The following is a 23,420-nucleotide window of genomic DNA, read 5'->3' as shown; positions in this document are numbered from 1 at the left end:
GTCTACCGCCTCGGCGCGGGGGTCTTCGGAGGCTCCCTCCGGCCGAAGTACCAGCGGTTGTTCTCCGCGACGTCCGTGCGCTCGACCAGGTACATGGACTCGAGCTTCCTGACCGAACGGAAGATGATGTCGTCGGTCAGGTCCGGCAGGGCGTCCTTGACCTCGCTCAGCAGGGTGCGGGCGCCGATATGCTCCAGCACCTGGGCGTCCGCCTCGGAGAGGGTCCTCTCCCTGACGGTGGCGGCCGCGTACTCCTCGGCGATCTCCGCCGGGACGGCGTAGGCCTCGTCCAGGAACACGGTGCGGAGGGCGCCCTTGCGGATCAGGTCCCTGACCCAGGCGTCGACGTCCTTCTTGTCGGGGTCGCAGTAGGGGTAGATGCTCCTCCCCCTGTCCCTGAGCACCTGCAGCGGGCCGGTCTTCATGAGCAGCTTGGGTATGTCGTCCTCGGAGGACACGCGCCCGACCTTGGCGCGGAAGTACTGGGTCACTGCGTCGGCATCGAACTCGAACTCGCGGACGCTGTCCCCGAGGGCGCGCTCCAGGACCTTCCGGTGGAGCTCCTTGAGGAGGGCGCTCCTGTCCTCCATCAGCACGATGTCCGAGAAGCCTGCGAGTATGACGCTGTGGGCGAACGGCGAGGGGGTGCCGGTGAACGGGACGGCCCTGACGCCCATCTTCCCGCTCTCGATCATCTCCAGGACGACCCTGGCGTTCTTGATGTCCATGTCGTCCTCCAGGATCTCCCTGTAGGTCTCCTCGATGACCGGCTCGTTGTCCATATCGCGGAGCATGTCCAAGAGATAGGTGGAGCGGACCTGCTGCCTGTTGACCGATATCGGCCTGCCCATGTAGTTCCTGAGGATCATGAAGCTGCGGGCGGCCGTGTGCCTGAACCTCAGCTTGAAGATCTCCGAGTCCTTGATGGCCTTCCTCAGCACCGGCTCGAGGTCCCTCGTCCCCAGCATGCGCGGGACCTGCGCCACGTCTATCCTGTGGGTCGTCCCGATCATGAAATCGTCGTCGGTGATGGTGACGGACACGTTCGACCCGGTGGCGGCGGTGATGCGGTACGCATAGCCGCGGGAGAGGGCGTCGTTGACCCTCCTGCCGAAGGGATAGTGGAAGATCAGCCTCTGGTTCCCCGAGGGGTCGATGTACTCCTCTATCGCAAGGCAGTCTATGTCGGGGATGAACCCCGCGACCGCCTTCTGCTCCCGGAAGTACGACACGAGCGAGCGGGCCGAGCCTTCGTCGATGTCGAACTCCTCGGACAGCCTCGGAAGGATGTCCGGAGGGTTCTCGTCGATCAGCTGGGACATCTCCTTCCTGAACCTCGCCACGTCCATCGAGAGGTCGAAGGACCTGGGCAGCATCTCGCCCGCCCACGACGGCACCGTGGGCTTCCTGCCGTTGGCCTCCTTGACATAGGCGGTCATGCCCTTGGAGCGGACGAACTCCAGGGACCTCCCGCCGAGCACGAAGACGTCCCCGGGGGAGAGCCTCTCGACGAACTTCTCCGAGAGCTCCCCGGCGACGGATCCGTAGGACGTTATGACGCGGTAATTGGATTCCTCCGGGATGGTGCCGAGGTTCATGAAGTAGATCATCCTCGCGCCCTTCTTCTTCCCGAATACGCCCTCGTCCTCGTCGTACCAGATCTTCGAGTATACGTTCTCGTGCTCCTCTTTGCTCCCGAGGTACCTCAGAACGCCGATGAACTTGTCGTACGGCAGGTTGTGGAAGCAATAGGACGACTGCACCACGCGGTAGGCCTCGTCGACACCCCACCTGCGGTCGATGGACATACCCACGACCGCCTGGGACAGCACGTCGAGGCAGTTCTCCGGGATCCCGACCCTGTCGATGTCGCTGCGGTGGGCGGCGCGGCACATGACGGCGCACTCGGACAGGTCGTCCGGGTCGAACACGATGAGCCTGCCCATAGCGACCTTCCCGAAGCTGTGCCCCGACCTGCCGATCCTCTGCAGGCCCTTGGCGACACTCTTGGGAGAGCCGATCTGGCACACCAGGTCCACCGAACCGATGTCGATGCCCAGCTCCAGAGACGTGGAGGAGACCACGCACTTGATCAGCCCCTTCTTCAGCCTCTCCTCGACGTCCAGGCGGATGTCCTTGCCGAGGGAGCTGTGGTGGACCTCCACGCTCTCCAGGCCGCGCTCCTTGAGCTTGTAGACGACGGCCTCGGCCCCAGAACGGGTGTTGGTGAACACCAGGGTGGTGTCGTGCTCGTCGATGAGCTCCTTGAGCTTGTCGTACATCATGGAGCTGACGACCTCGGTGGGCAGGGCGGTCATGTCGTCGGTGGGGCAGATGACCTTCAGGTCCAGGACCTTCTTCGAACTGGATTGGATCAGGCAACGGGCCGGGCCTCCCCGGGGCCGTCGAACCCGACGAGGTACTTCGCTATCTCCTCGATGGGCGCCATGGTGGCGGACAGCCCGATGCGGGTGAAGTCGGTCTCGCAGTAGTTCCTCAGCATCTCGAGGGTCAGCGACAGGAACGCTCCCCTCTTCGAATCGCAGATGTCGTGGATCTCGTCGAGGATGACCCATTCAGTCTTCTTCAGCGACTCCTTGAACTTGGGGGAGGCGAGGATGAGGGCCATGGACTCCGGCGTGGTTATGAGGATGTGCGGCGGATGGCGGACCATCCTCTGCCTCTCGCTCTGCGGAGTGTCCCCCGAGCGGACGGCCACGGAGATCTCGGGGACCGGCAGGCCTATCTCGGCCGCGAGCTCCCGCATCTGCCTCAGGGGCTCGTTGAGGTTCCTGTTGACGTCGTTGGCGAGGGCCTTGAGCGGCGAGATGTAGATGCAATAGATCCTCTCCTCGAGCTTCCCCTCGTTGTAGTACTTGATCAGCTGGTTGAGGATGCTCGTGAAGGCGGTGAGGGTCTTCCCGGAGCCGGTGGGAGAGGAGACTAGGACGCTCTTGCGTTCGTGGATCACGGGGATGGCCATGCTCTGCGGTTCCGTCAGGGACCCGAAGCTCTTCCTGAACCAGGCCGCTGTGAGCGGCTCCATGAGGCCGAGGACCTCGTCCATCGTGTATCTCCTGTCTATCTTCTCCGTATACGGCACCTCTGGAAAGAAAGTGAACGGGAAGCCTAACAAATCGCCGTATAAAAACAATAGGTAACAGCCAGTAAGGCGCTGCATCGCCATGCGCCGCAGGCGGGGATCCGGGCAGGAGGAAGCCCGCCGACAGGACAGGCGGTAAAGGGTTTCAGGGGACCGGAAGGGCCCCGTTTCAGTGCTTGAATACCTGCGCTGCGAAATAGACGAGGATTATGAGCACGACGATGCCGAGGGCGATCTCGATGACCGCCTCGATGCACTTGTTGTCGTCGTCATCGTCATCGCAGTCGGAGGAGGCGTACACGGAATCCGCCTGGTAGGCGTCCGCATCGTCCGCGGCCTCAGCGTCGGATTCTCCGGAATCGAACACGCTTACGCAGGCCAATACCGCGACGGCCGCCGCGACGAGCGCGAGGGCGGCGTATTTCCTGGAAGTCAACATCTTGGTTTCTGCCATATGAGCCACATTCCCGGGGCGGGAGTACAGTCCCTCCCCGTTCGAATGGTACTGTGAATCCCCTGGCCTGTTATAAACCCTTCATTGTACCTGCCGGAGGGCGTCAGGGGCGCCTGGATATACGGACGGCGATGTCGGCGGCCTCGGCCGGCGTGGCCGCGGACGCGACGCCGAGCCCCAGGCACTTCGACAGGGGAAGCCCGTAGCCGTAGGAGGCGGCGATGAACCAGCACTTGGCCTCTTTGGCCGCTTCCAGGTCCTGTATGCAGTCGCCGATCATGACGGCGCGGTCCGCGCCCACGGATTCGGCGCAGTCGAGGATCATCCGGCCCTTGGTGCGCTTCCCCTCCGGGTCAGCGCCCGCCACGGCACTGAAGAGCCCCTCCAGCCCGAAGGCACGGACCGCCGCCTCCGCTGCCGGCTGGACCTTCATGGTCGCCACCGCCAGGGATATCCCGGAGGACTTCAGCCTCTCCAGGGCCTCCTTCACGCCCGGGTAGAGGGAGACGCCGTCGTCGGCGGTGCGCCCGAGGTAGTCCTCGCGGTAGAGCCTGACCGCCTCGTCCGCCAGCTCGGGGCCGAAGATCGCCCTGCAGTTCTCCGGGAGGCCCCCGCACAGATGGTCCTTCAGCACCGCATCGGAGGGCTCCGGGACTCCGAGCCTGCGGGCCGCGTACCTGTAGGAGCGCCAAATGGATTCCCGGGAGTCCGTCAGAGTGCCGTCCATGTCGAAAACGGCGAGAGTCTTTGCCATTGAACCGCCTTATACGCGCAGATTATAAAGCGAATCGCCGATATCGAAGACCGATGAAACATGTATCGGCCGCGATGGCCGCGGCGTCGTAGCATGCATGCTCCTGCCGTCCCTGATCCTAGCAGACGGATCGGATGCCGACGACGGGGATACCGAGACCGGGCAGACGTACATCTCAGGGTACATCTACGAGCCCCGTTCCTCCGGGAACGAAGCGATCGAGGGGGTGACGGTGACCGTGAAGATGACGCTGTCCGACGGAAGCGTGACCAGATACTCCTCTACGACCGGCTCTGACGGCGGATTCGATATCAACGTCACGTCCGGTTTCGACAGCTCCGCCACCTACAGCATGCTGTTCGCCTATCAGGACTATACCGTAAGGTCTCTGCCTCAAGCTTTCTCGACAACGGCCGACTCAGAAGGATATTACACGGTAACGCTCCCTTCGCCCGTGACGGAGAACGAGAACACCTACTACATGCTGACCGATGACATGTCCCAGTCGAGCGGATCCGACATGAGGATGGTTCTGATGACCTCCACCACCAGCACTCTCACCATCACGGTGATCTACGGCAGCGACTTCATCAGCGGGGCCAAGGTCACCATCACCAACAAAACCAACGAAGACGACAGCCGTACGGAGGAAAGTAAGTCCGGCGGGATTGCTCAGTTCAGCAGTGTGTCCGTCGGAGAATATTATATTACAATCAAGGCGGACGGGTTCGATGATTATAAGTCCACACTTACCGTCGGAGAAGGCGGCACGTCGGTGAGTGTAAATCTGACAGAGAAGGCCCATACACATTATCTGTGGGGCTTCGATCTGGCCCACGTCATGATGCTCGGCGGCCTGCTGGTCGGCATCTTGATGGCCATAGCGGCATGGGCCCTGCACCGCAGCGGTAAGAAGCTGGACTCCTGAGGAGCCCCGGGAAGGGCCAGGTCAGTACACCCTTTTGATGTTCTGCCTGACCTTCTCGTAGAGGCTGTTGCCGTCGGCATCCATCGCGACGGTAAGAGGGCCCAGACGGACGGCGCTGAACTTCCAGAGCGCCTCGGGCATGCCGAGGTCCTCCCATTCGCACCCGACGACCTGCGACAGGCCCTCCGCGAGGGACACCGCCGCTCCGCCTACGGCCGCAAGGTAGACGCAGCCTTCCTTCTTCATCGCCTCGGCCGTGGCGCGGTCCATGCCGCCCTTGCCGATGATCGCCTTGATGCCGAACTCCCTGATGAAACGGGGCTCCAGCGAGTTCATCCTCGCGCTGGTGGTGGGCCCGGCGCGACCACGGTCCACCTGTCGCCGTTCTTCTTCATGATGGGCCCGCAGTGGTAGATGACCGCGCCGCGGAGGCATTCCGGGACCTCCTTCCCCTCATCGAGGTACTCCAGCGCGCGGATGTGCACATCGTCCCTGCCGGTGATCACGGGGCCGTTGATGTAGACGGTCTCGCCCAGCTTCAGGGACCTGACGTCCCTGTCGGACAGCGGAGCGTTAAGGGTCTTCACAGGACCGCCCCCTGGGAGTACTCGACGTCCGAATCGGTGATCCGTGCGGACGCCCTCCTGGTGGCCCAGCAGCCGATGTTGACGCAGACGGGGAGGGAGGCGGTATGGCAGGCCATCTTCCTTATCTTGACGCCGAGGACGGTGGTGTTGCCGCCCAGCCCCATGGGGCCGAGCCCGGAGCTGTTCAGCTTTATGAACAGGTCCTCCTCGAGCTTCCTGATCTCCGGGTCCGGGTCCTCATGGTCAAGAGGCTCCATCAGGCGCGCTTGGCGGCCGCGGCGCACTCGTCCGAGGTGCCGCCGATGCTATCCCGACGATCCCGGAGCAGGGGCGCCCGCCGGCGTCCAAGACGGAGTCGATGATGAACTTCACTACGCCTTCCCTGCCCTCGGCGGGGTTCAGCATGGCGAGCTTCGTCATGTTCTCCGACCCGGCGCCCTTCAGCATGACCGAGATCTCGGTGAACGGGTCGGCGGTGGGGATGTAATGGATGAAGGGCATCCCCGCGCCGGTGTTGTCGCCGGAGTTCTTCCTGGTGAACGGGTCGACCGCGTTCGGCCTCATGGGGACCTTCGCGGTGCTGCGGACGACGGCCTCGCGGATGTCGTCCGCTATGCCGGGGTCGATCCTCCCGCGGACCCAGAACACGGGCACCCCCGTATCCTGGCACATAGGTTTCCCCAGGTGCTCGGCCTTCCTGATGTTGTCCAGGATCGCTCCGAGCACCGTGCGCGCCGAGGCGTCCGCCTCCCATTCGGCCGCCGCCTCCAGCGCCCAGCCGATGTCCTCGGGGATCTTGGTGTTGGCCAGTTTCAGCAGGTTCTCGACTATCTGTTCCCTTGTCTCCGGAAGTTTGACCACCATGGAAATCACCTCAGCGGCACGTAGTAGAGGACGTCATCGATCCTCACGGCCGGCACCCTGTCCCCAATCGACGCGTCCTTGGGCACCAGCAGGTCAACGGTCTGGTAGCTCGAGGGGTCCAGGACCTGGACCTCACCCTCGGAGGCCGTGATCACGTCGGCGCGGATGAGGTCGGAATACTTGCAGTAGACCTTCAGATCGGGCATCTCCCTCCTCTCGATGGAGGTCTCGCGGAAATTGTCCAGGGAGACGATCTTCCCTCCCCTGCCGGACACGCGCGACAGGAGCCAGTACTTCTTCTTGAAGCGGACGACGTCCCCGACGTGGAACTCGGGGAGCCTGACCAGGTAGGTGACGCGGTACATATCGAGCCCGTCGCGGGTCTGCCCCACCAGCTTGGAGGACTCGTCGGTCTCCGCGGCGTAGACATCGGCCAGGTCGCGCGCGCATGACTTCCCCAGGGCGATCAGCGACAGGTAGACGTCCACCCCGCCCGTGACGATCTCCATCTTGGTGATGAAGGCGTTCTGGTCGGTCTTCATGGCGCCGTCCACCAGCTTCTCCACCCTGGCCAGGACCTCGTCCTGCAGGTCCTTGGACAGCGTCTTTCCGGAGCTCCTGATCTGGAGTATGGCCTCGTAGTAGTTCCCGCTGCGGCGCGAGCATATCCTGCAGACGGTGTTCTTGATCCTGACGACGGTGGTCGCCGCCGCGTCGGTCGTGAAGCCGCCGACGGCCACCTTGCAGTTGAGGGTGACGGACACGTTGTAATCGTCCAGGTACCCGAGGGCGGCGGAGATGTCCGTGACCTTGCCCTCGCTGATGCATTGGAGCTCCTCGGCCGCGGCGCATATGGCCGCCTCGTCCTGCTCCATAGGCACGAAGGCCCCGTGGCGGTAGAACTGGCCGCAGGTGGTGCATCTCTGGAGGTCGACATGGTCCGGCAGGGAGAGGACCTGCCTGTCCTTCAGGAAGCATTCCAGGCACATCCCGTTGACGGTCTGGTCGGTCTCCTTGCCGCATTCGACGCAGAACCCGTTCACAGCGTCACCGCCTGCGCATGCCTGATGCCGCCTATCTCCAGGACGGCGCCCCTGTCGATGATCCCCATCTCCACCGCTATGTCCACCGCGCGGTTCCCGGCGATGTTCAGGATGGTGAATGCCTCGAACCTCGAGCGGAGCTCGGCCTCGTCGATGAGGTCCCCTCCGTAGAAGCCCTCGTTGACGGTGATGTGGAGCTTTCCCTCCGCGAATGTCTTCCCGAGGACCTCCTCATCGCAGACCGCGATGATGGTCTCCTTAGGGTGCCTGTGCGTCCTGAAATAGAATCCTCCTGCCATGCGTATCACCCTGCGTGCCTGTAGTGCCCGCTCTTGGGGCTGTAGATGACCCCTCTCCGGCTCAGCTTCTCGAGCGTCTGGTTGACCTCGGCGGCCTTTATCCCGTCATGGGACGCTGCCGAGATGATGTCCTCGGTCGTGATCCCGTTTTCGCCGGCGTCCTTGATTATCTTCTCGATCTGGTTGATGTCGGCGCGGTCCTTCGACGAGAACTCGGACATCCTATCGATGTCCAGGATGCCTCCCTGGGTCCTCGCGATCTTGTCCATGTAGTACGCGACCAGGTCGATGGCGCGCTGCGCATCGACGTCGGTGACGGTGTTGGACAGGCGCATCTTCGCAGAGGCCTCGGCTATCCTCACATACGCTTCGAGCTGCCTGGCCGTGATGGGGACCGTCTTCGATTCCGAATAGCCGCTCCTGATCCTGACGTAATTGTCCTCGATCATCTTGGCGGCCGAGTCCGTCATGACCGGCACGATGTGCTGCTTGGCGTAGGCCACGTACTTCCTCAGCTGCTCTATGGAGTACTTGGGCTTGATGTCGACCGTCTCCTCCATGATCTGGTCGATGTCCACGCCTTCCGGGGACTCGGAGCCGCTGTACTGCCTCGCCTCCCCTCTCCTGTGGACCTTGAGGATGTACTGGGTGACCTTGCGGTCGTATTTCGGCTCAGGCACGTCGTTCATGACGAAGATGAGGTCGAAACGCGATAGCAGGGGGGCCGGAAGGTCTATCTGGGTGGCTATCGCCGAGCCTTCCGTGTCGAACCTCCCCAGCTTGGGGTTGGCCGCGGCAAGCATGGAGCACCTGCACTGGAGGGCCATGGTCAGGCCGGCCTTCGCCACCGAGATCCTCTGGGACTCCATGGCCTCATGGAGCGAGGAGCGGTCCTGCTCGGTCATCTTGTCGAGCTCATCGATGCATGCCAGGCCGCCGTCCGCCAGGACGAGCGCCCCCGCTTCGAGGACCCAGCCGCCGGTATCCTCGTCCTTCACCGCGGTGGCCGTGAGGCCGGCCGCCGAGGCGGACTTGCCGGAGGCGTATATCCCGCGGGGGGACAGCTGGGACATGTAACGGAGGATCTGGGACTTCGCGACTCCGGGGTCTCCGACGATGAGGATGTGCATGTCCCCCCTGATCGCCGAGCCGTCGTCCATGACCTTGTGGCAGCCTCCGAAGAGCTGCAGGGCGACGGCCGCCTTGACCTCCCTCATGCCGTAGATGGTCGGCGAGATGGAATCGATGATGTTCTCGAAGAGGTGGGGGTCCCTGGACATCTCCAGGATCGCCTTCTCGTCCTCGTCCGTTATGACGATCTCGTCGTACTCGTGCTGCTCGTACTCCACCGAGATAACGTCCAGGTAGGTCTCGAAGGTGGTGGTCTTGTTCCTGTCCTGCTTCTCGGCCGACCGAAGGATCCCGTTGAAAGTGACCCTGGACCCGGGGGTGACCTCCCCGGCGATGTCGTCCTCGAGGTAGCCGCTCATCCTCTCGGGCTGGTCGCCTCCCCTCAGGTCCTCGGGGGATTCCTGGAAATCGATCCTCTGGGTATCGCGGTATATCGACTCCTGCTCGTCGAGTATGAACTTCAGCGGGCCCCGGTTGCAGGTGGTCGCCGGGTTGGTGCACATGGCCGGCTCCGCGAGGATCATGCCCGGCTGGTCCACCCATATCTCCTGGCCGCACTTGGCGCACCTGAAGAGCGCCTTGGTCATCCTGGGGCGGACGGGGGTGACCCTTTTCACTATGCCGTCCACGGAGACCAGCCTGCCGAGGTGCTTCGCCCTCAGCTTCCTGATCCCGACCTTGGCATCGTGGGGGATCGAGGTGATCCTGACGTTCACGATGTTGACAGGGTCCCACGAAGGGGGCATGGCGGATTCCTTGATGTACTCCGACGCCGCCGCGATGCAGCGGTCCGGCGCCTCCATGACGTACATCGCGAACTGCGAGCTGTACATGTCGATATCGTCGTAGTCTATGAACACGCTGCGCTTGTCCGGGTAACTGTCCGCTATCTCCCTCAGCATCAGGACGTACTTCTCCTTGCCGAGGATGCTCGCCCATGCCTCCTTCAGCTCATCATCCTGGAAAACAGCCATCTCACGCCTCTTTGGAACGGCATTCGCCGTCGGCCCACCAAATCCATCCGCCGTCCTCGAAGGAGACCTTCCCCTTCACGAGGCCCTCGCGGCGGTATTTGCTGAGCGTCTTGATCAGATCGTCCGGGCACCTGTAATGGAAATACGATTCCAGCCTCGCGGCCGCCTCGGCCGTGGTGATGCGCTCATCCCCCAGGGCCTTCCATACCATTTCCAACAGTTCGTCCGGCATTGCGTCGTCTCCTATGCTCGCGCAATATTAAAAACAAGCCCGCGGACATCCTGCGGACATCGGTCCCCGCCGCCGTCTCCGGCCACCGACCTGACGTAGCTGTCGGACATGCTCCGGACCTCATCGGAATCGGCCGCCGTCCTGTACTCGTCGAAGAGCGCCTTGTTGAGCGTCACCAGCTCGGGGGCCCAGTTGAACCTCCCCATGAACAGCTCGGCCTGCTCGTCCATGCCCATGATGATCAGCGAGGCCAGGACCGCCTCGGCGCTGTTGAGCCTCCACGGCTTCCCCCAGTTCACCGGATTAGCGGCCACCAGATAGGGTAGGCACCTGCCGCGGGCCGCGCGGATGCGCGGGAGCTCCGAGATATGGGTCCATGTGAGGTCCAGCACGACGAGACCCAGATGAGCGTGCTTCGCATCCGCGGGCGAGAGCATGGTGTCCGCAGTGGGGTCGAGGACCAGGGCCCCGCGGGGGATCCGGTCGAGCCTAACCTCGCGGGCCAGGCCGAACTTCTCCATCCTCTTGGCGGTGCACTTCTTCGGGTCGCACTGGTCCTTATCGTAGACGAGAATGGGGATCATGCCGAGATCAGGGACCTGAGCTTCTCGGGGTCTGCCAGGTTCTCCGCGACCCATTTGGACACGCGGTCCGCCATGGCCAGGAGCTGATCGGCGAGTTCGGCATCGTCGGTGGCGGTGAATTCCTCCCTGGTCCCCATATGGGCGCAGATCTGGCGCCCCTGCCAGGGGGATTTCTTCGCGAGGCGGTCGAACACGGGCTTCTCCGTGTAGACCACGAAGTCGAAGCCCTCGTCGCGCGGGAGGAACCTGTCGTCGGAGAAGTCCTTGGAGACCAGGTCGCGGAGGTCCTCGCCGGCGCAGTACATCACCGAGAGCAGGTCGCAGTCGACGATATCGTGCTCGGGGCCGGCGCTGTAGACCTCGTACCTGTCCGAGAACATCTTCCTGGCATAATGCTCGGCAAGCTGCGAGGAGAGATCGTTCTTGGAATCTACGAAGAGGATGCGGAGCTTCTTCTCCTGCTTCTTCTTTGCTGCCATGGAGAGTACCATGGCGGGGGCCATCATTAAAGTATTCCTCGCGATATGAGAAGCGCCGCGATGATGATCGTTTCATTGAGCTGAACGCTGATGATTGACGGGCGAGCTGAGCGGCATTCATCTGAACATGAATCCGGGGCGGGGACCCGAAAAATTTTCGCAGAGACGCCCAAACCTGTTGCCCCGGCGCTCATTCTTATACACGCGAGGGCATCGCTACGGCATGGAACCCGTATTGCAGGTGGCCCTCGACATGATGCAGCTGAAACGCAGCGAGGGCATCGCCGAGGAGGCCGTCGCCGGCGGCGCCGACTGGGTCGAGGTCGGCACCCCGCTGATAAAGAGCGCCGGCACTGACGCCGTGCGCACCATGAAGAGGAAGTTCCCCGGCCACAAGATCGTGGCCGACACCAAGACCATGGACACCGGTGCCTTCGAGGTGGAGATCATGGCCAAAGCCGGGGCCGACATCGTCACCGTCCTCGGACTCGCCGAGGACTCCACCATATCCGAAGCCGTCGAGTCCGGGAGGAAGTACGGCGCGGAGATCATGGTCGACATGATCAACGTCCCGGACAAGGTGAAGCGCTCGAAGGAGGTCGAGAAGCTCGGGGTGGCATACATCTGCCTGCACATGGGCATAGATACCCAGATGCGCGGCGAGGAGGCCCCGGTGGATGTCCTCAGGAAGATCGTGGAGGCAGTAAGCATCCCCGTGGCGGTGGCCGGCGGGATCACCGCCGACACGGTTCCCGATTATGTGAAGGCGGGCGCTTATGACATCATCGTCGGCGGCGGGATCACCAAGACCGACGATATCAGGGCGCCGCGGCGGAGATCAAGAAGGCCATGAAGGGGCTGGAGATCAGCAAGGTCATAGCCAAGAAGTATACCGAGGACGAGCTCTTCGAGGCGTTCTCCAAGGTCTCCACCTGCAACATCTCGGACGCCTACCATAAGAAGGGGGTCGTCTACGGCCTGCACCCGTACATCGAGCGCAATGCGAAGATGGTCGGGCGCGCCCTCACCGTCCAGACGGCGAACGGCGACTGGGCGAAGCCCGTGGAGGCCATCGACCGCGCCAAGAAGGGGGACGTCATCGTCATCGACGTCGGCGGGGCCCCCATGGCCGTCTGGGGCGAGCTGGCATCCAACTCTGCGATGGAGATGGGCTGCGCAGGGGTCGTCATCGACGGCGCGATAAGGGACATCGACGACATCGAGAACCTGAAGTTCCCGGCCTTCGCCCGCACGGCGGTCCCCTGCGCCGGAGAGGCCAAGGGCGCCGGGGTCATAGGGACCGAGATCGTCATCGGGGGGCAGAGGGTCCGCACCGGCGATTGGATCGTCGGCGATGAGAGCGGCCTCATCGTCATCGCCAAGGAGGAGGCCGTGGAGGTGGCCAACCGCGCCCTCGACGTCCATGAGCACGAGACCCGCGTCCGCGCGGAGATCAGGAAGGGCTCCACTCTCTCCAAGGTCAACGAGATATCCAAATGGGAGCCTGTGCAGCGAGGGAGCTTCGACCCCCTCCGCCGCTCAGATAATAATTTGCAAGCGCTCCGCCGGGGCCGCCGGGAAAATGACCCAGCGGCCCCGCTGACGGCGGAACGGAAAAGGTTTTCCCCGCCTCAGCGGGAGGTCATGGTCTTCATGACGCTCTTCGAGGAGTCCTCTCCGGGAGTGTATTCCCTGACCCTCCCGCCGTCCATGGCGGCGGCGAGCTTCTCCAGCTTCTCGACCCTGTCCTGGGTGGACGGGTGGGTGGAGAAGAGGTTCCTGGCGAACCCCTTCCGGCAGGGCTCGCTGATCCACATGTTGGCATGAGCGGTGTCGGAGTAGTCGTTGTTCGGGGAGCTGCATCCGCGCTCGAGCTTCATCAGGGCGCTGGCCAGCTCGCGGGGCTTATGGGTGATCCTCGCCCCGGTCTCGTCCGCCAGGTACTCGCGGTTGCGGGAGACGGCCAGCTGCAGGATGAGGCCGGCGATCGGCACGAATATCACGCAGACGGCCGCGACGACCAGCATCAGGGCGCTGTTCCTGTTGTCCCTGTCCCCGCCCGAGAAGACGGCACCGTAGAAGAGCATCCTGGCTGCGTACGTGAGGATGGCGACCATGCAGGAGGCCACCGACATCACGAGGATGTCGCGGTTCTTCACGTGGGACAACTCGTGGCCGATGACGGCCTCCAGCTCGTCGTCGTTGAGCGCCCTCAGGATGCCCCTGGTGGCCACGACGGCCGCGTTCTTCGGGTTCCTGCCGGTGGCGAAGGCATTGGGCATGGGGGCCTCGCATACGCCCACCTCGGGCATAGGCAGCCCGGCCTCCTTCGCGACCTTCTCGACGATGCCGTACAGCCTCGGCTCCTCTTCGCGCGTGACCAGGTGCACACGGTTCGCCCTGAGGGCGGACTGCTTGGAGAACCAGTACGAGAAGAAGCTTATCAGCACCGAGACGGCCAGCATCAGCACGAGCCCGTAGAGCCCGTAGCCGAAGAACCAGCCGATCACGAAGCCGATCAGCATCATGAACAGTGTCAGGATGACGAATATCGAGAGCGTCCTGAGCCTGTATGCCGCTTTCATTTCATTACCCCTGTTGGATTGGTTGGCTAATGGATTGATTGTCCTTCTATAAAAAGCATTAGTGCGGGCTGCAACGGGTCCGCATCAGAGCAGGTCGAACTCCAGGGTCTGGCCCCCGAAGAAGTCCTTCACCCCGTCGATCCCGAGGGTCACGCGCATGCGGTCTATCCCCCTCTCGTTGGTGCAGTGGTTGAGGTAGAGCCTCTTGATCCCGAGGTCCTTCAGGTACCCGGCGTACACGTCGGCCAGCCTGTCGTTCTTCTTCCCGATGTGCAGCCCTCCGATGACGGCGGCCGGGATCCTGCCGAACCTCTCCTTCACGGCGTCCACTGCATGGTCCAGGCCCATGTGGCAGCATCCGACTATCAGGACGGGCCCGACCTTGGTGCTTACGACCAGGAAGCATTCGTCCGCGCCGTTCTGGGTCATGGGCGGGGATATGTGCACGTGCTCCGACAGGTCGGTCCATCCGGCGACGTCGTTCCTGTACATCAGCCCCTCCTTCCCCTCGGGAGGGTACATGCCGTCGGTGCGGCCGAAGCGCTTCCTCTCCTCGGCAAAGCAGGACGCGGGGGCGTAGAAGTCGATCGGCTTCGTCCGCTCCCTCATGAACCCGTCGAGCGCCCCGCGGTGGTCCATGTGGTTGTGGGACACGACCACCGCGTCGACGGAGTCGGGTTCGATGCCGAGCTCGCCCATGTTGTTCTCCAGATACCTCGGGCGGTGCCCGAGGCCGAACAGGAAGCGCTTCCCGTCCGCATCGATCATGATGGACATCCCGATTGCCCCGATGAGGTGCGTGTTCGGCAGAGCGCCCTCGTCGTAGACGCAGGTGATCTTGGCCTTCATGCTCAGTAATCCCCTGTCTGGGATAATAACGCTTGCAAAATATGCGGGGCCTTCGGCGCCGGTAGTACCTGTCCGGGATGTCCCTGCAGATGCGGCATACCAGGTCCTCGTCGGCGATGCCGGAGGCCAGCATCCAGCGGACCTTGTTCGGGACGGTGGTCACGGACATCACCGCCCCCGGCTTGGAGGGATCGTCGATGTAGTCCGTCTCGAGCATGAAGCGGTCGGATCCCTTCGACAGCGCTTCCTTTATGTTCGTCTTGGAAGCGGGCATCGAGGGCATGACGCCGAAGGTCTCCTCCGGGGTGACAAGGGGAGGGGAGGAGTGCTTTATCACCATCCCCGGGTCCAGGCCGGCGGCGCGGGCGATCTCCGCGAGGCTCCGATTGGTCTCCGCCGTGCCGGACTCGCAGTGGATTATGACGGGGACGCCGGCCTCCCGGGCGATCTCCATCCCCCTGCCGAGGATGCGGTTGGAACTGTCCCAGATCTCCTGGGAACAGGGGAAGTGGGGCCTTCCGATCTCCCCGATCGCGGCCGCCCTGCCTTCCTCGACTGCCTTCCCGGCGTCCTCCATGCCGCGCATGAGCATGTCCTCGGCCGCCGGGAGCCCGTACCTCTCCGCCAGGCCTATGAGCAGGACCGGGTACGGCCCCACGGCCACGTTGACCTCCAGGCCCGTCTCCTCCCGCGCCGTCTGCGCCATCCTGTAGGTTATGTCATAGGAGCGTGCGAAATCCTCTCCCTTCGAAACGGGCACCTCAGGATAGGGAAGCGTAACCAGCGTCAGGCCCGTCCCCCCGGCGGCCTCGAACTCCTTCAGGGCATCGATGTTGCGCCCGCCGGGGCTCATATGGAGGTGGTTGTCGTACGCCGGGACGCGGTTCATGCTGCATCCATCGCCATCGTTTTATAAAACAGGGCGCAATGATAACTTCGAACGGGTATGGAGGGGCCGAATCAGACACAGGAACGTCAGGACATGGGCCTGCTGGATGCAGACAGCAGGTTCCTTTTCAGGGTGTTCAGGAGGTACTACCGCTCCTTCACCCCCGAAATGCCCCACCGTTTCGCCAGGAAGGAGTTCGGCTTCATCCCCTTCGGCGGGACCATGAGAAGGCACATGGCCTTCCAGTCGCCCGAGGACCTGAAGTTCTTCATGGCCACCAGGGTCCCCCGCCACAGCTACTACTCCACATCATACTACAGATACCCGGCCAAGCCCGAGATGGACCTCAAGGAGTGGCTGGGCGCGGAGCTCATATTCGACCTCGACGCCGACCATCTGGCGGGCGCGACGATATGACCTATTCGGAAATGATGGTCGAGATCCGCCGGGAGATGATCTCCCTCTGCGACGATTACCTGTACAGCGACCTCGGCTTCACGGAGGACCAGGTGCACATCTGCTTCTCCGGCGGCAGGGGGTACCATGCGCACCTCAGGACCGACGATATCTACACCCTCGGCACGAGGGAGCGCAGGGAGATCGTCGACTACGTATCATGCCAGGGGCTCGACCTCGACCGGATCTTCCGCGTGGAGAAGGCCTCGACAGGGACCAGGCAGTACGGGAACAGCACTTACGGCGGGACGCAGACGTTCCGCCGCATACCTTCCGCGGAACAGGGCGGATGGTACGCGAAGACCAGGAAGCTGATGGTCGAGGCCATGGACGACGTCCGCTCCATGGACCTCCGCGACCTGAGGAAGAAATATCCCTCGATCGCGAAGAAGGACAGGGAGACCGTGGCGAAGTACGCGGAGCACATCGGCATGCTGGAACAGACCATGCTCGAGCGCGGCACCATGCAGGGGCTGACTAACTTCGAGCAGGAGTTCATCATGAGCATGCTGAAGGATGCAGCGCCGAGGATGGCGAGCGAGGTGGACAAGCCCGTCACCCCTGACATCAAGAGGCTGATCCGCCTCCCGGGGTCCGTCCACGGGAAGACCGGCCTGCGCGTATCGCACCTGACGCGCAACCAGCTGACCGATTACGACCCCCTGAAGTACGCAGTGCCGGACGCCTACACCGACGAGCCTGTCAAAGTGACGATGAAGAAGGACATGGAACTGGACATGCTCGGGCAGCATTTCGTCCTCAGGGGGGAGACCGAGGTCCCCGAGTACTGCGCCGTGTTCCTGGTCGGCAGGAGATACGCCGGATGGGGATGGGCGAGCGAGGCCGGGGAGAAGCTCTTCGGCTGACCGGGTTAACACGACTTTGAAAACTCCCTGCGGACCGGGCGGCAGGCGGCCTTTCAGCAGCCTCCGCTGCATGCCCTCCAAACCTTTATTTATAGAATAAAGGTTGGGCACGGCAGGTAATATCATGAAAGCATTCCTCGTGACCGGTTCTTTCGCGGACCCCAGGAAAGAGCAGCCCTTCTCCATCGAGATGGCCGCAGACGACGAAGCAGCAGTCAGGGAGAAGGCCCTCTCCACCATCGGCTCCAAGCACAAGATGAAGAGGTGGCAGATCAAGATCGACAAGGTCGAGGAGATCCCCGCCGACCAGGTCCAGAGCCACGTCGTGAAGTACCAGATCGGTGCATGAGATGAACGACGAGGAGCTCCGCGAGGCGGCCAGGACGCTCGACAGCTACAACCAGCAGCTCGAGGCCATCACCCGCCAGATCAGGATCCTTCAGTCCTCCCGCGATGACAACATCAGAGCGGTAAGGACCATCGACGCCCTGTCCAAAGCGAAGGAGGGCGATGAGATCATGATCCCCATCGGAGCGTCCTCGTTCGTTTCCGTCAAAGTAACCGGCAGGAAATCCGCGGTCGTCGGCATCGGCAACCGCGTTTCCGTCGAGAAGAGCTTCGAGGACACCAAGGAGTACCTCATGCGCAGCGGCGCCGAGGTCCAGGACGCCCTCGAGAAAGCGCTCGCCGCCATGCAGGAAGTCCAGCAGTACACGGAGCAGCTGGCCGCCGAGGTCCAGGACGAGTACCGCAGGAGAAGGCTGCAGCAGGGCGCGCCGCAGCAGTGATCCATCATGTTCGATTCCCTCAAGTCCAAGCTCAAGAGCATCTTCAGCAAAGGCAAGGACCTGAAGGAAGAAACCGTATACGAGGAACCCGCGCCCGAGAAGCCCGTTGAGGAGAAGCCGGAAACCGCTCCGGCCCCTCCGGCATCCCCTGCGCCCGCAGCCCCGGCACCCGAAACTGCTTCCCGCGAGGAGCACATCAAGGCTCCTGCGGCACCGGCCAAAGAGCACGGCGACATTTCTAAGAAAGAGAGGAAGAGCGGACGCGCTTCCGACATGCTCAGCGACTCCTTCCTGGCGAAGAAGATCAAGGACGACCCGATGGACGACATCCTCGACGAACTCGAGGTCACCCTCCTCGAGTCGGACGTCGCCTACGACGTCGTCCAGGAGATCATCATCGGCGTGAGGAACAACCTGACCGGGAAGAAGTACAGCAGAGAGTACTCTCTTGAGCAGGTCGTGGAGATCGCCGTCAGGGAGGCCGTGTCGGACGTCCTGAAGGTCAACCAGTTCGATTTCGACGCCTGGCTCGAGAAGAAGCAGGCCGAGAGCAAGCCGACCGTCATCATGTTCGTCGGCATAAACGGTACCGGGAAGACCACCGCCATCGCGAAGATCGCGAACCGCCTGAAGAAAGAGGGCAAGAGCGTCGTGCTCGCGGCCTGCGACACGTTCAGGGCCGGAGCGATCGAGCAGCTCTCGATACACGCCGACCGGCTCGGCGTCAAGATAGTGAAGTCCCAGCAGGAGGCCGACCCTGCATCCGTCGCCTACGATGCCATCGAGCATGCCAAGTCCAAGATGAGGGACGTCGTCCTCATCGACACGGCCGGAAGGATGCAGACCAACAGCAACCTCATCGCCGAGATGAAGAAGATAGCGAAGATCGCCAAGCCCGACCTGAAGGTCTTCGTCGGCGATGCCCTCGCCGGCAATGACGCGATCGAGCAGGCCAAGGTCTTCGATGAGGCCATAGGGGTCGACGCGATCATCCTCACGAAGATCGACACCGATGCCAAAGGCGGCGCAGCGCTTTCCATCGCGAAGACCATCGGCAAGCCGATCGCCTTCGTCTGCGACGGCCAGGAGTATGACGACATCGAGAAGTTCGATGCCGATTGGATGCTCCGGAGACTTTTCGAATCCTCGGATGAATGATCCCCCAGGGGCGGCCCCTCAGGGCCGCCGGATTTTTCTGCAGATCAGCAGTTCTTCACGCAGATGCTGTAGAACAGCGTCGCGAACACTTTGGCATCGGTGATGAGGTTGCTGAGCTCCACATACTCGTTTGGCCCGTGGAGTGTCCCGCCGCCGCACTGCCAAACATAAGCGTTGTACCCCCTGAGCCTGAAGAAGTTGGCGCAGGTCCCGCCTCCGACCCCGACGGCCTTCGGCCTCGTTCCCGTGACCGACAGGACGGCATCGGACAGCGCTTTGTACGCCTGGGTCTCTGTAGAGGAGGCCCCGCCGGAAACGTGCCTCACGAGCTCGGTCACCCTGATCTCGGCGCCGGTGCGGGCGGCCGTATCGGCCGCGACCCTCTCCGCCTCCGCCTTCACGGTGTCCGCGGAGAAATCGGTGAGCATCCTGCAGTCCATGCAGAACGACCATACGCCGGGGATGGTGTTGACGTTCAGGACGGTCGAGTCCGCTTTGGTGGGCTCGAAGGTGGATACAGGGGGGATGAACATCGGGTCGCTCTTCCCGTACTTCTCGGTGAAATCCCTGCGGAGCTCATGTATCAGCTCTGCGCCTGCGGCGAAGGCATTGACCCCCTTCTGGGGGGTGGACGCGTGGACGGACTTCCCGATGACATCGAACTTTAGCCAGAGGACGTTCTTCTCATTGACCTCGATCATGCTCCCGTTAGGGCTCCCCCAGTCCGGGACCAGGAAGATGTCGTCGGGCGAGAAGTAGCCGTGTTCGATGAGCCAGACGCACCCGTATTCGCTGGCCATCTCCTCATCGGCGACCCACGCGATCCCTATCGAGTGGCCGTCGAGAGTGCCCTTCTCGATGAACTTGGTGGCGAAAAGGGACGAGATCACGGACTGGCCGTTATCCTCGGTGCCGCGCCCGTAGACGCGATCCCCCTTGCGGACCCCTTTGAACGGGTCGGTCTCCCATGCTTTCAGGTCGCCGGCCGGCACAGTGTCGATGTGGGCAATGAGCCAGACGGTTCCTTTCACCCTGCCGTTCTTCTTCGCCAGGATATTAGAGCGGGGTATGCCGGACGGGCCGAAGGGGACGTCCACCCTCTCCACGGAATCGAAGCCCTTCAGAAGGGTCATCAGGTAATCGGCGCGCGCGATTCTCCCTCCCCTCCGTCCTCGGGGGATATGGAGGGGATGGACACCATCGAGACCATGATATCGGCGATCTCATCCTTCGATGCGTCGATGCGCTCCAGGATCTCGCTCAGCTGCATGCCGGGCGTATCGTCGGCCGGGGGTAAAATCATTTGCAGTGCTCAGATGCGCCGCAGCAGGGAAACCCCCGGCCGGATGGATGGAAACTCGCCCTGCTGGCACATGCGGGGGCGTATCCGCGCGCCCCCGCTCGATCGGGTTTCACTCCCTGCGGACGATCATGGATACAGCGTTGCCGCCGCCGTAGCAGAGGGTGGCGAGGCCGGTGTCCTTCTGCCTGTCCTGCATGGCGTAGAGCAGGGTGGTCAGCACCCTGGTCCCGGAGCACCCGATGGGGTGGCCGAGGGCCACGGCGCCGCCGTTGACGTTGAAGATCTCGTCCGGCACGTTGAGGGTCTTCTTCACGGCGCAGGAAGCGGACGCGAAGGCCTCGTTGTGCTCGAAGAGCCCGATGTCGTCGATGGTCATGCCGGCCTTCTTCAGGACGTACTGGGTCGTCGGTATGGGGGCCTCCATGATCCTCTCGGGGAGGACTCCCCTCTCGCCGTAGGCGACGATGGAGGCCATCGGCTTGATACCGTGCTCCTCCGCCCATTTCCTGGAGGCGACGATGACGGCGGACCCGCCGTCGGAGAGCTGCGAGGAGTTCCCCGCGGTCACGATGCCGTCCTTCTTGAACACGGGCTTGAGCTTCCCGAGGGACTCGAGGGTGGAGTCGGGCCTGATGCCCTCGTCCTTGTCGAACACGATGTCCCCTTTCTTGCTGTGGATGGTGAAGGGGACGATCTCCTTGTCGAACTTCCCGGAGACCTGCGCCTCATGGGCCTTCCTGTGGCTGTCGACGGAGAGCTGGTCGGCATCCTCCCTGGTGACGTTGAACCTCTCGGCGACGATCTCGCCGGTGAATCCCATGTGCTGGTTGTTGAAGATGTCCCAGAGCCCGTCGTGGACCATCGAGTCGACGACGGTCTGGTCGTTCATCCTGTATCCCCAGCGGGCGCCGGTGAGCAGGTACGGGGCATTGGACATGCTCTCCATGCCGCCTGCCGCGATGCACTCGTACTCGCCTGCTTTGATGGCATCGGCGGCGAGCATCACGGCCTTGAGGGCCGATCCGCAGACGGCGTTGACGGTGAACGACCCGATCTCCACAGGGAGCCCGGCGCGACGGCGGCCTGCCTCGCGGGGTTCTGTCCCAGACCTGCGGACAGGACGTTCCCCATTATGCATTCCTGGACGTCGGAGGCCTCGATACCGGCCCTCCTGACGGCCTCTTTCACGCAATGGGCCCCGAGATCGGTCGCTTTGATCCCGCTGAGCGTCTTGCCGTACTTTCCGACTGCGGTCCTGCATGCGCTTATGATTACTGCTTCATCCATGGAATGTCCCTTCCGTGTATAGCGATGGCAGATTCCCATTCATCAGTATATAACGATGCCGTTCAGTGATTACGGCAATCGACGAATTCCACGGGCTGTACCTCTCCCATGCGCTTGAGGGGCTTGGAAAGATGCCTGCGGGCCTCCGTGGGGGGCTCGTACCATCCCGAGACCACCGGGCGGGCCTTCCTCCTCATGACGGCCTGCGCCGCCTGGGCCCCGCATTTGCGGCAGCGGTAGCCTTTGCCCCTGCCGGCGGACGACATCGTGGTTCCGCAGTTCGGGCATACGGGGTTGGAGACCTTCTCCCATTCATCCACGAGGGAGATCACATGCACCTTCTCGAGGTTCAGGGTCCTCGGGCTGTCCCTGAGCTCCCCCATGACCTCCACGGTGTCCCCCGGGTCGAGCCAGTCGAGGAGATAGCGGAAAGGACCGGAGGGCTCGTAGGCCGCACAGACCACCCTCCCGCATTCGGTATCGATTGAGAGGAAGGTGTGGCCGCCGCGGATCCTCTGCTCGGACACGACCGTCCCGCGGATGAGGTAGGAGCTGTTCGGGATGAACTCCTCCGGCGTGAAACTGCGGATGATATGGTCGTCCGTGCCCTGGTTGCTCTCGAATATGACCCATCTGCTCTGAGGCTCGGTCTTGATGATATCATGCCCGCGGATGAGGTCCTCCGGCACGTCGCCGCGGAATCCGTACATGACCGGGCAGGGGGTCCCGGGGACCATTGCGCACTGTGCCAGACGGTCGTCCCAGCTGTTGAAGGAGGTTGGGATCTCATGCTCCGCGCGCGCCACGGTGGAGGGATCGAAGATCCTCTCCGTCCCCCACCTGGAACGGGGACGGTACGACAGGAGCTCGTAGGTGTGGTCCTCAGGGACCCAGGCCATGCCGCAGACGCACCCTATGATCCCGCGCCCGCAGCCGAGCTCGATCTTCGCGGCGCCGATGCGCTCTATCTCCGCTTCGATATCGGAGCGCTTCATGACGCGGGTCACGCCCCGCCGGTAGAAGGACGGGTCCGGGCAGACGCGGCTTATGACGATCCCCGGATCGGAATCGACCGGATCGTGGTATTCCTCCACTATGGGACGGATGCGTCCGGCGAGGGCCTCAGGGTCCGGCTCCCATTCCGTCTGGGACTCACAGCAATAAAGCTCCCTGCCTTCGATGTTCCCGATGAACGTCTACTTCCCGGTCCCTTTCCCGAAACGCATGACGAGGGCGCCGTTGCCGCGGGTCTTCCAAGGGATGGCCGGGTTGAGGCGGACCAGCCTCGGGTAGCCGATGAGGTCCAGCCCATCTTCGTAGACCAGTACGCGGATGATCTCGGTCGCGAGATATGTGGTGCAGTTGCCCCTCATCGAATCGGTATCGTCCGCAGCTACGAACATGATCGCTCCGCTATCGGCAGGGGATGTTTAAATCATTCCCGCGCCGGAAGCAGGAGCTCCAGCGAGCTGACGAAGAGCATCGTCCCGTCGTCCGACAGGCTCCCTTCGGCCCTGTAGGCCGCGCCCGGTTCCGGGCGGTCTTTGAAAAAGCATCTCGTCTCCTCCCCGGAAGCATCCTCGAGGGAGAAGACGAACCCGTTTTCCGTCTCCTTCACATCCCTGGCTATTCCTGCGACCCCGCCCTCTCCTTCTCCGCTGTCCCAGAAGAACGAAGATGCAATGAGGATGAAGGCCGCCGCCACGCAGATCAGGAAATATCTGTCCCTCAGGATGTTCATCTATAGCAGATAATCGGCAGGGGTTCTTGAGAGCAGCATGCTGCATGCAGCGGAACACCCCCACCC

At 62.8% G+C, this 23,420-nt stretch carries 24 protein-coding genes and 5 pseudogenes; 7 read left to right on the top strand and 22 right to left on the bottom strand.

The annotated features are described in order from the left end of the window. Positions 1 to 2: 2 nt before the first annotated feature. The 4 genes from AUQ37_RS12530 to AUQ37_RS06770 form a co-directional block, all read right to left on the bottom strand. The gene (locus tag AUQ37_RS12530) at positions 3 to 2,318 is read right to left on the bottom strand and encodes a helicase-related protein (protein WP_235584995.1); all 2,316 of its coding nucleotides are present in this window, start codon (positions 2,316 to 2,318) and stop codon (positions 3 to 5) included. Between the two features lie 56 nt (positions 2,319 to 2,374). Next, positions 2,375 to 3,103: a DEAD/DEAH box helicase gene (locus AUQ37_RS12525; protein ID WP_235584994.1), complete on the bottom strand. Its 729-nt coding sequence runs from the start codon at positions 3,101 to 3,103 to the stop codon at positions 2,375 to 2,377. A gap of 169 nt (positions 3,104 to 3,272) precedes the next feature. After that, positions 3,273 to 3,557 carry a hypothetical protein gene (locus tag AUQ37_RS06775; protein ID WP_058747948.1) on the bottom strand — a complete coding sequence of 95 codons (285 nt, stop codon included), beginning with the start codon at positions 3,555 to 3,557 and terminating at the stop codon, positions 3,273 to 3,275. 103 nt (positions 3,558 to 3,660) lie between these two features. Further along, positions 3,661 to 4,311 (bottom strand): HAD family hydrolase, encoded by a 651-nt coding sequence (locus AUQ37_RS06770; RefSeq protein ID WP_058747947.1) that lies wholly within the window; start codon positions 4,309 to 4,311, stop codon positions 3,661 to 3,663. 97 nt (positions 4,312 to 4,408) lie between these two features. On the opposite strand from AUQ37_RS06770, the gene AUQ37_RS06765 reads away from it, so the two are divergent. Continuing rightward, positions 4,409 to 5,239, top strand: coding sequence for a carboxypeptidase-like regulatory domain-containing protein (locus AUQ37_RS06765; RefSeq protein WP_058747946.1), 831 nt, complete (start codon positions 4,409 to 4,411; stop codon positions 5,237 to 5,239). A gap of 21 nt (positions 5,240 to 5,260) precedes the next feature. On the opposite strand, the pseudogene AUQ37_RS06760 reads toward AUQ37_RS06765, so the two are convergent. The 9 genes and pseudogenes from AUQ37_RS06760 to AUQ37_RS06725 form a co-directional block, all read right to left on the bottom strand. Further along, positions 5,261 to 5,826: pseudogene (locus tag AUQ37_RS06760) on the bottom strand (FumA C-terminus/TtdB family hydratase beta subunit). After that, the gene (locus tag AUQ37_RS13055; protein WP_255354900.1) at positions 5,823 to 6,083 is read right to left on the bottom strand and encodes a fumarate hydratase; all 261 of its coding nucleotides are present in this window, start codon (positions 6,081 to 6,083) and stop codon (positions 5,823 to 5,825) included. Before AUQ37_RS13055 ends, AUQ37_RS06760 begins: the two are co-directional and overlap by 4 nt. After that, on the bottom strand, positions 6,070 to 6,690 hold the full coding sequence (locus tag AUQ37_RS06755; RefSeq protein WP_255354899.1) for a fumarate hydratase: 621 nt from the start codon (positions 6,688 to 6,690) through the stop codon (positions 6,070 to 6,072). The genes AUQ37_RS13055 and AUQ37_RS06755 overlap by 14 nt, the downstream gene beginning before the upstream one ends. Before the next feature lie 5 nt (positions 6,691 to 6,695). Further along, a complete protein-coding gene (locus tag AUQ37_RS06750) occupies positions 6,696 to 7,733 on the bottom strand; it encodes a 60S ribosomal export protein NMD3 (protein ID WP_058747945.1) in 1,038 nt (345 codons plus the stop codon). Beyond that, entirely contained in the window at positions 7,730 to 8,032 is a 303-nt protein-coding gene (locus AUQ37_RS06745; protein WP_058747944.1) for a DUF424 domain-containing protein, read from the bottom strand. The genes AUQ37_RS06750 and AUQ37_RS06745 overlap by 4 nt, the downstream gene beginning before the upstream one ends. A gap of 5 nt (positions 8,033 to 8,037) precedes the next feature. Then, on the bottom strand, positions 8,038 to 10,137 hold the full coding sequence (locus tag AUQ37_RS06740; RefSeq protein ID WP_058747943.1) for a minichromosome maintenance protein MCM: 2,100 nt from the start codon (positions 10,135 to 10,137) through the stop codon (positions 8,038 to 8,040). A 1-nt stretch (position 10,138) separates the two neighbouring features. Continuing rightward, positions 10,139 to 10,369, bottom strand: coding sequence for a hypothetical protein (locus AUQ37_RS06735; RefSeq protein ID WP_058747942.1), 231 nt, complete (start codon positions 10,367 to 10,369; stop codon positions 10,139 to 10,141). A gap of 11 nt (positions 10,370 to 10,380) precedes the next feature. Then, positions 10,381 to 10,953 carry a DUF367 family protein gene (locus AUQ37_RS06730; RefSeq protein ID WP_058747941.1) on the bottom strand — a complete coding sequence of 191 codons (573 nt, stop codon included), beginning with the start codon at positions 10,951 to 10,953 and terminating at the stop codon, positions 10,381 to 10,383. After that, positions 10,950 to 11,432 carry a low molecular weight phosphatase family protein gene (locus AUQ37_RS06725; protein WP_058747977.1) on the bottom strand — a complete coding sequence of 161 codons (483 nt, stop codon included), beginning with the start codon at positions 11,430 to 11,432 and terminating at the stop codon, positions 10,950 to 10,952. Before AUQ37_RS06725 ends, AUQ37_RS06730 begins: the two co-directional genes overlap by 4 nt. Before the next feature lie 223 nt (positions 11,433 to 11,655). On the opposite strand from AUQ37_RS06725, the pseudogene hxlA reads away from it, so the two are divergent. Next, a pseudogene (hxlA, locus tag AUQ37_RS13725) lies at positions 11,656 to 12,941 on the top strand (3-hexulose-6-phosphate synthase); the annotation flags it as partial. Between the two features lie 122 nt (positions 12,942 to 13,063). On the opposite strand, the gene AUQ37_RS06715 reads toward hxlA, so the two are convergent. The 3 genes and pseudogenes from AUQ37_RS06715 to AUQ37_RS09645 all read right to left on the bottom strand — a co-directional run. Next, on the bottom strand, positions 13,064 to 14,017 hold the full coding sequence (locus AUQ37_RS06715) for a zinc metalloprotease HtpX (protein WP_058747940.1): 954 nt from the start codon (positions 14,015 to 14,017) through the stop codon (positions 13,064 to 13,066). An 84-nt stretch (positions 14,018 to 14,101) separates the two neighbouring features. Then, positions 14,102 to 14,866: an MBL fold metallo-hydrolase gene (locus AUQ37_RS06710; RefSeq protein WP_058747939.1), complete on the bottom strand. Its 765-nt coding sequence runs from the start codon at positions 14,864 to 14,866 to the stop codon at positions 14,102 to 14,104. A 121-nt stretch (positions 14,867 to 14,987) separates the two neighbouring features. Further along, a pseudogene (locus AUQ37_RS09645) lies at positions 14,988 to 15,719 on the bottom strand (TatD family hydrolase); the annotation flags it as partial. A 129-nt stretch (positions 15,720 to 15,848) separates the two neighbouring features. Between AUQ37_RS09645 and AUQ37_RS09795 the strand changes: the two are divergent. From AUQ37_RS09795 to ftsY, 5 genes are all read left to right on the top strand, one after another. Then, positions 15,849 to 16,172, top strand: a complete 324-nt coding sequence (locus tag AUQ37_RS09795; RefSeq protein ID WP_157844336.1) for a hypothetical protein — start codon at positions 15,849 to 15,851, stop codon at positions 16,170 to 16,172. Beyond that, positions 16,169 to 17,077, top strand: coding sequence for a DNA primase small subunit domain-containing protein (locus AUQ37_RS06695; protein ID WP_058747936.1), 909 nt, complete (start codon positions 16,169 to 16,171; stop codon positions 17,075 to 17,077). The genes AUQ37_RS09795 and AUQ37_RS06695 overlap by 4 nt, the downstream gene beginning before the upstream one ends. 124 nt (positions 17,078 to 17,201) lie before the next feature. Continuing rightward, positions 17,202 to 17,426 (top strand): 50S ribosomal protein L18Ae, encoded by a 225-nt coding sequence (rpl18a, locus tag AUQ37_RS06690; RefSeq protein WP_058747935.1) that lies wholly within the window; start codon positions 17,202 to 17,204, stop codon positions 17,424 to 17,426. Position 17,427: 1 nt separating this feature from the next. Then, positions 17,428 to 17,865, top strand: coding sequence for a prefoldin subunit alpha (gene pfdA, locus AUQ37_RS06685; RefSeq protein ID WP_058747934.1), 438 nt, complete (start codon positions 17,428 to 17,430; stop codon positions 17,863 to 17,865). A gap of 6 nt (positions 17,866 to 17,871) precedes the next feature. Beyond that, positions 17,872 to 19,023: a signal recognition particle-docking protein FtsY gene (ftsY, locus tag AUQ37_RS06680; protein ID WP_058747933.1), complete on the top strand. Its 1,152-nt coding sequence runs from the start codon at positions 17,872 to 17,874 to the stop codon at positions 19,021 to 19,023. A gap of 44 nt (positions 19,024 to 19,067) precedes the next feature. Here the strand turns inward: ftsY and AUQ37_RS06675 are convergent, their stop codons facing one another. From AUQ37_RS06675 to AUQ37_RS06660, 6 genes and pseudogenes are all read right to left on the bottom strand, one after another. Continuing rightward, on the bottom strand, positions 19,068 to 20,156 hold the full coding sequence (locus tag AUQ37_RS06675) for a M20 family metallo-hydrolase (protein ID WP_201013832.1): 1,089 nt from the start codon (positions 20,154 to 20,156) through the stop codon (positions 19,068 to 19,070). Beyond that, positions 20,156 to 20,293, bottom strand: a complete 138-nt coding sequence (locus tag AUQ37_RS11365) for a hypothetical protein (RefSeq protein WP_201013831.1) — start codon at positions 20,291 to 20,293, stop codon at positions 20,156 to 20,158. The genes AUQ37_RS06675 and AUQ37_RS11365 overlap by 1 nt, the downstream gene beginning before the upstream one ends. Before the next feature lie 142 nt (positions 20,294 to 20,435). Then, a pseudogene (locus AUQ37_RS06670) lies at positions 20,436 to 21,613 on the bottom strand (thiolase family protein). Between the two features lie 62 nt (positions 21,614 to 21,675). Continuing rightward, positions 21,676 to 22,155 carry an OB-fold nucleic acid binding domain-containing protein gene (locus AUQ37_RS13720; protein ID WP_394325624.1) on the bottom strand — a complete coding sequence of 160 codons (480 nt, stop codon included), beginning with the start codon at positions 22,153 to 22,155 and terminating at the stop codon, positions 21,676 to 21,678. 63 nt (positions 22,156 to 22,218) lie between these two features. Further along, a pseudogene (locus AUQ37_RS13715) lies at positions 22,219 to 23,016 on the bottom strand (DUF1743 domain-containing protein); the annotation flags it as partial. Between the two features lie 32 nt (positions 23,017 to 23,048). Then, the gene (locus tag AUQ37_RS06660; RefSeq protein WP_058747932.1) at positions 23,049 to 23,354 is read right to left on the bottom strand and encodes a hypothetical protein; all 306 of its coding nucleotides are present in this window, start codon (positions 23,352 to 23,354) and stop codon (positions 23,049 to 23,051) included. Positions 23,355 to 23,420 lie beyond the last annotated feature (66 nt).

The organism is Candidatus Methanomethylophilus sp. 1R26 (assembly GCF_001481295.1).
Classification (GTDB): domain Archaea; phylum Thermoplasmatota; class Thermoplasmata; order Methanomassiliicoccales; family Methanomethylophilaceae; genus Methanomethylophilus.
This window is presented reverse-complemented; position numbering and strand designations above follow the sequence as displayed.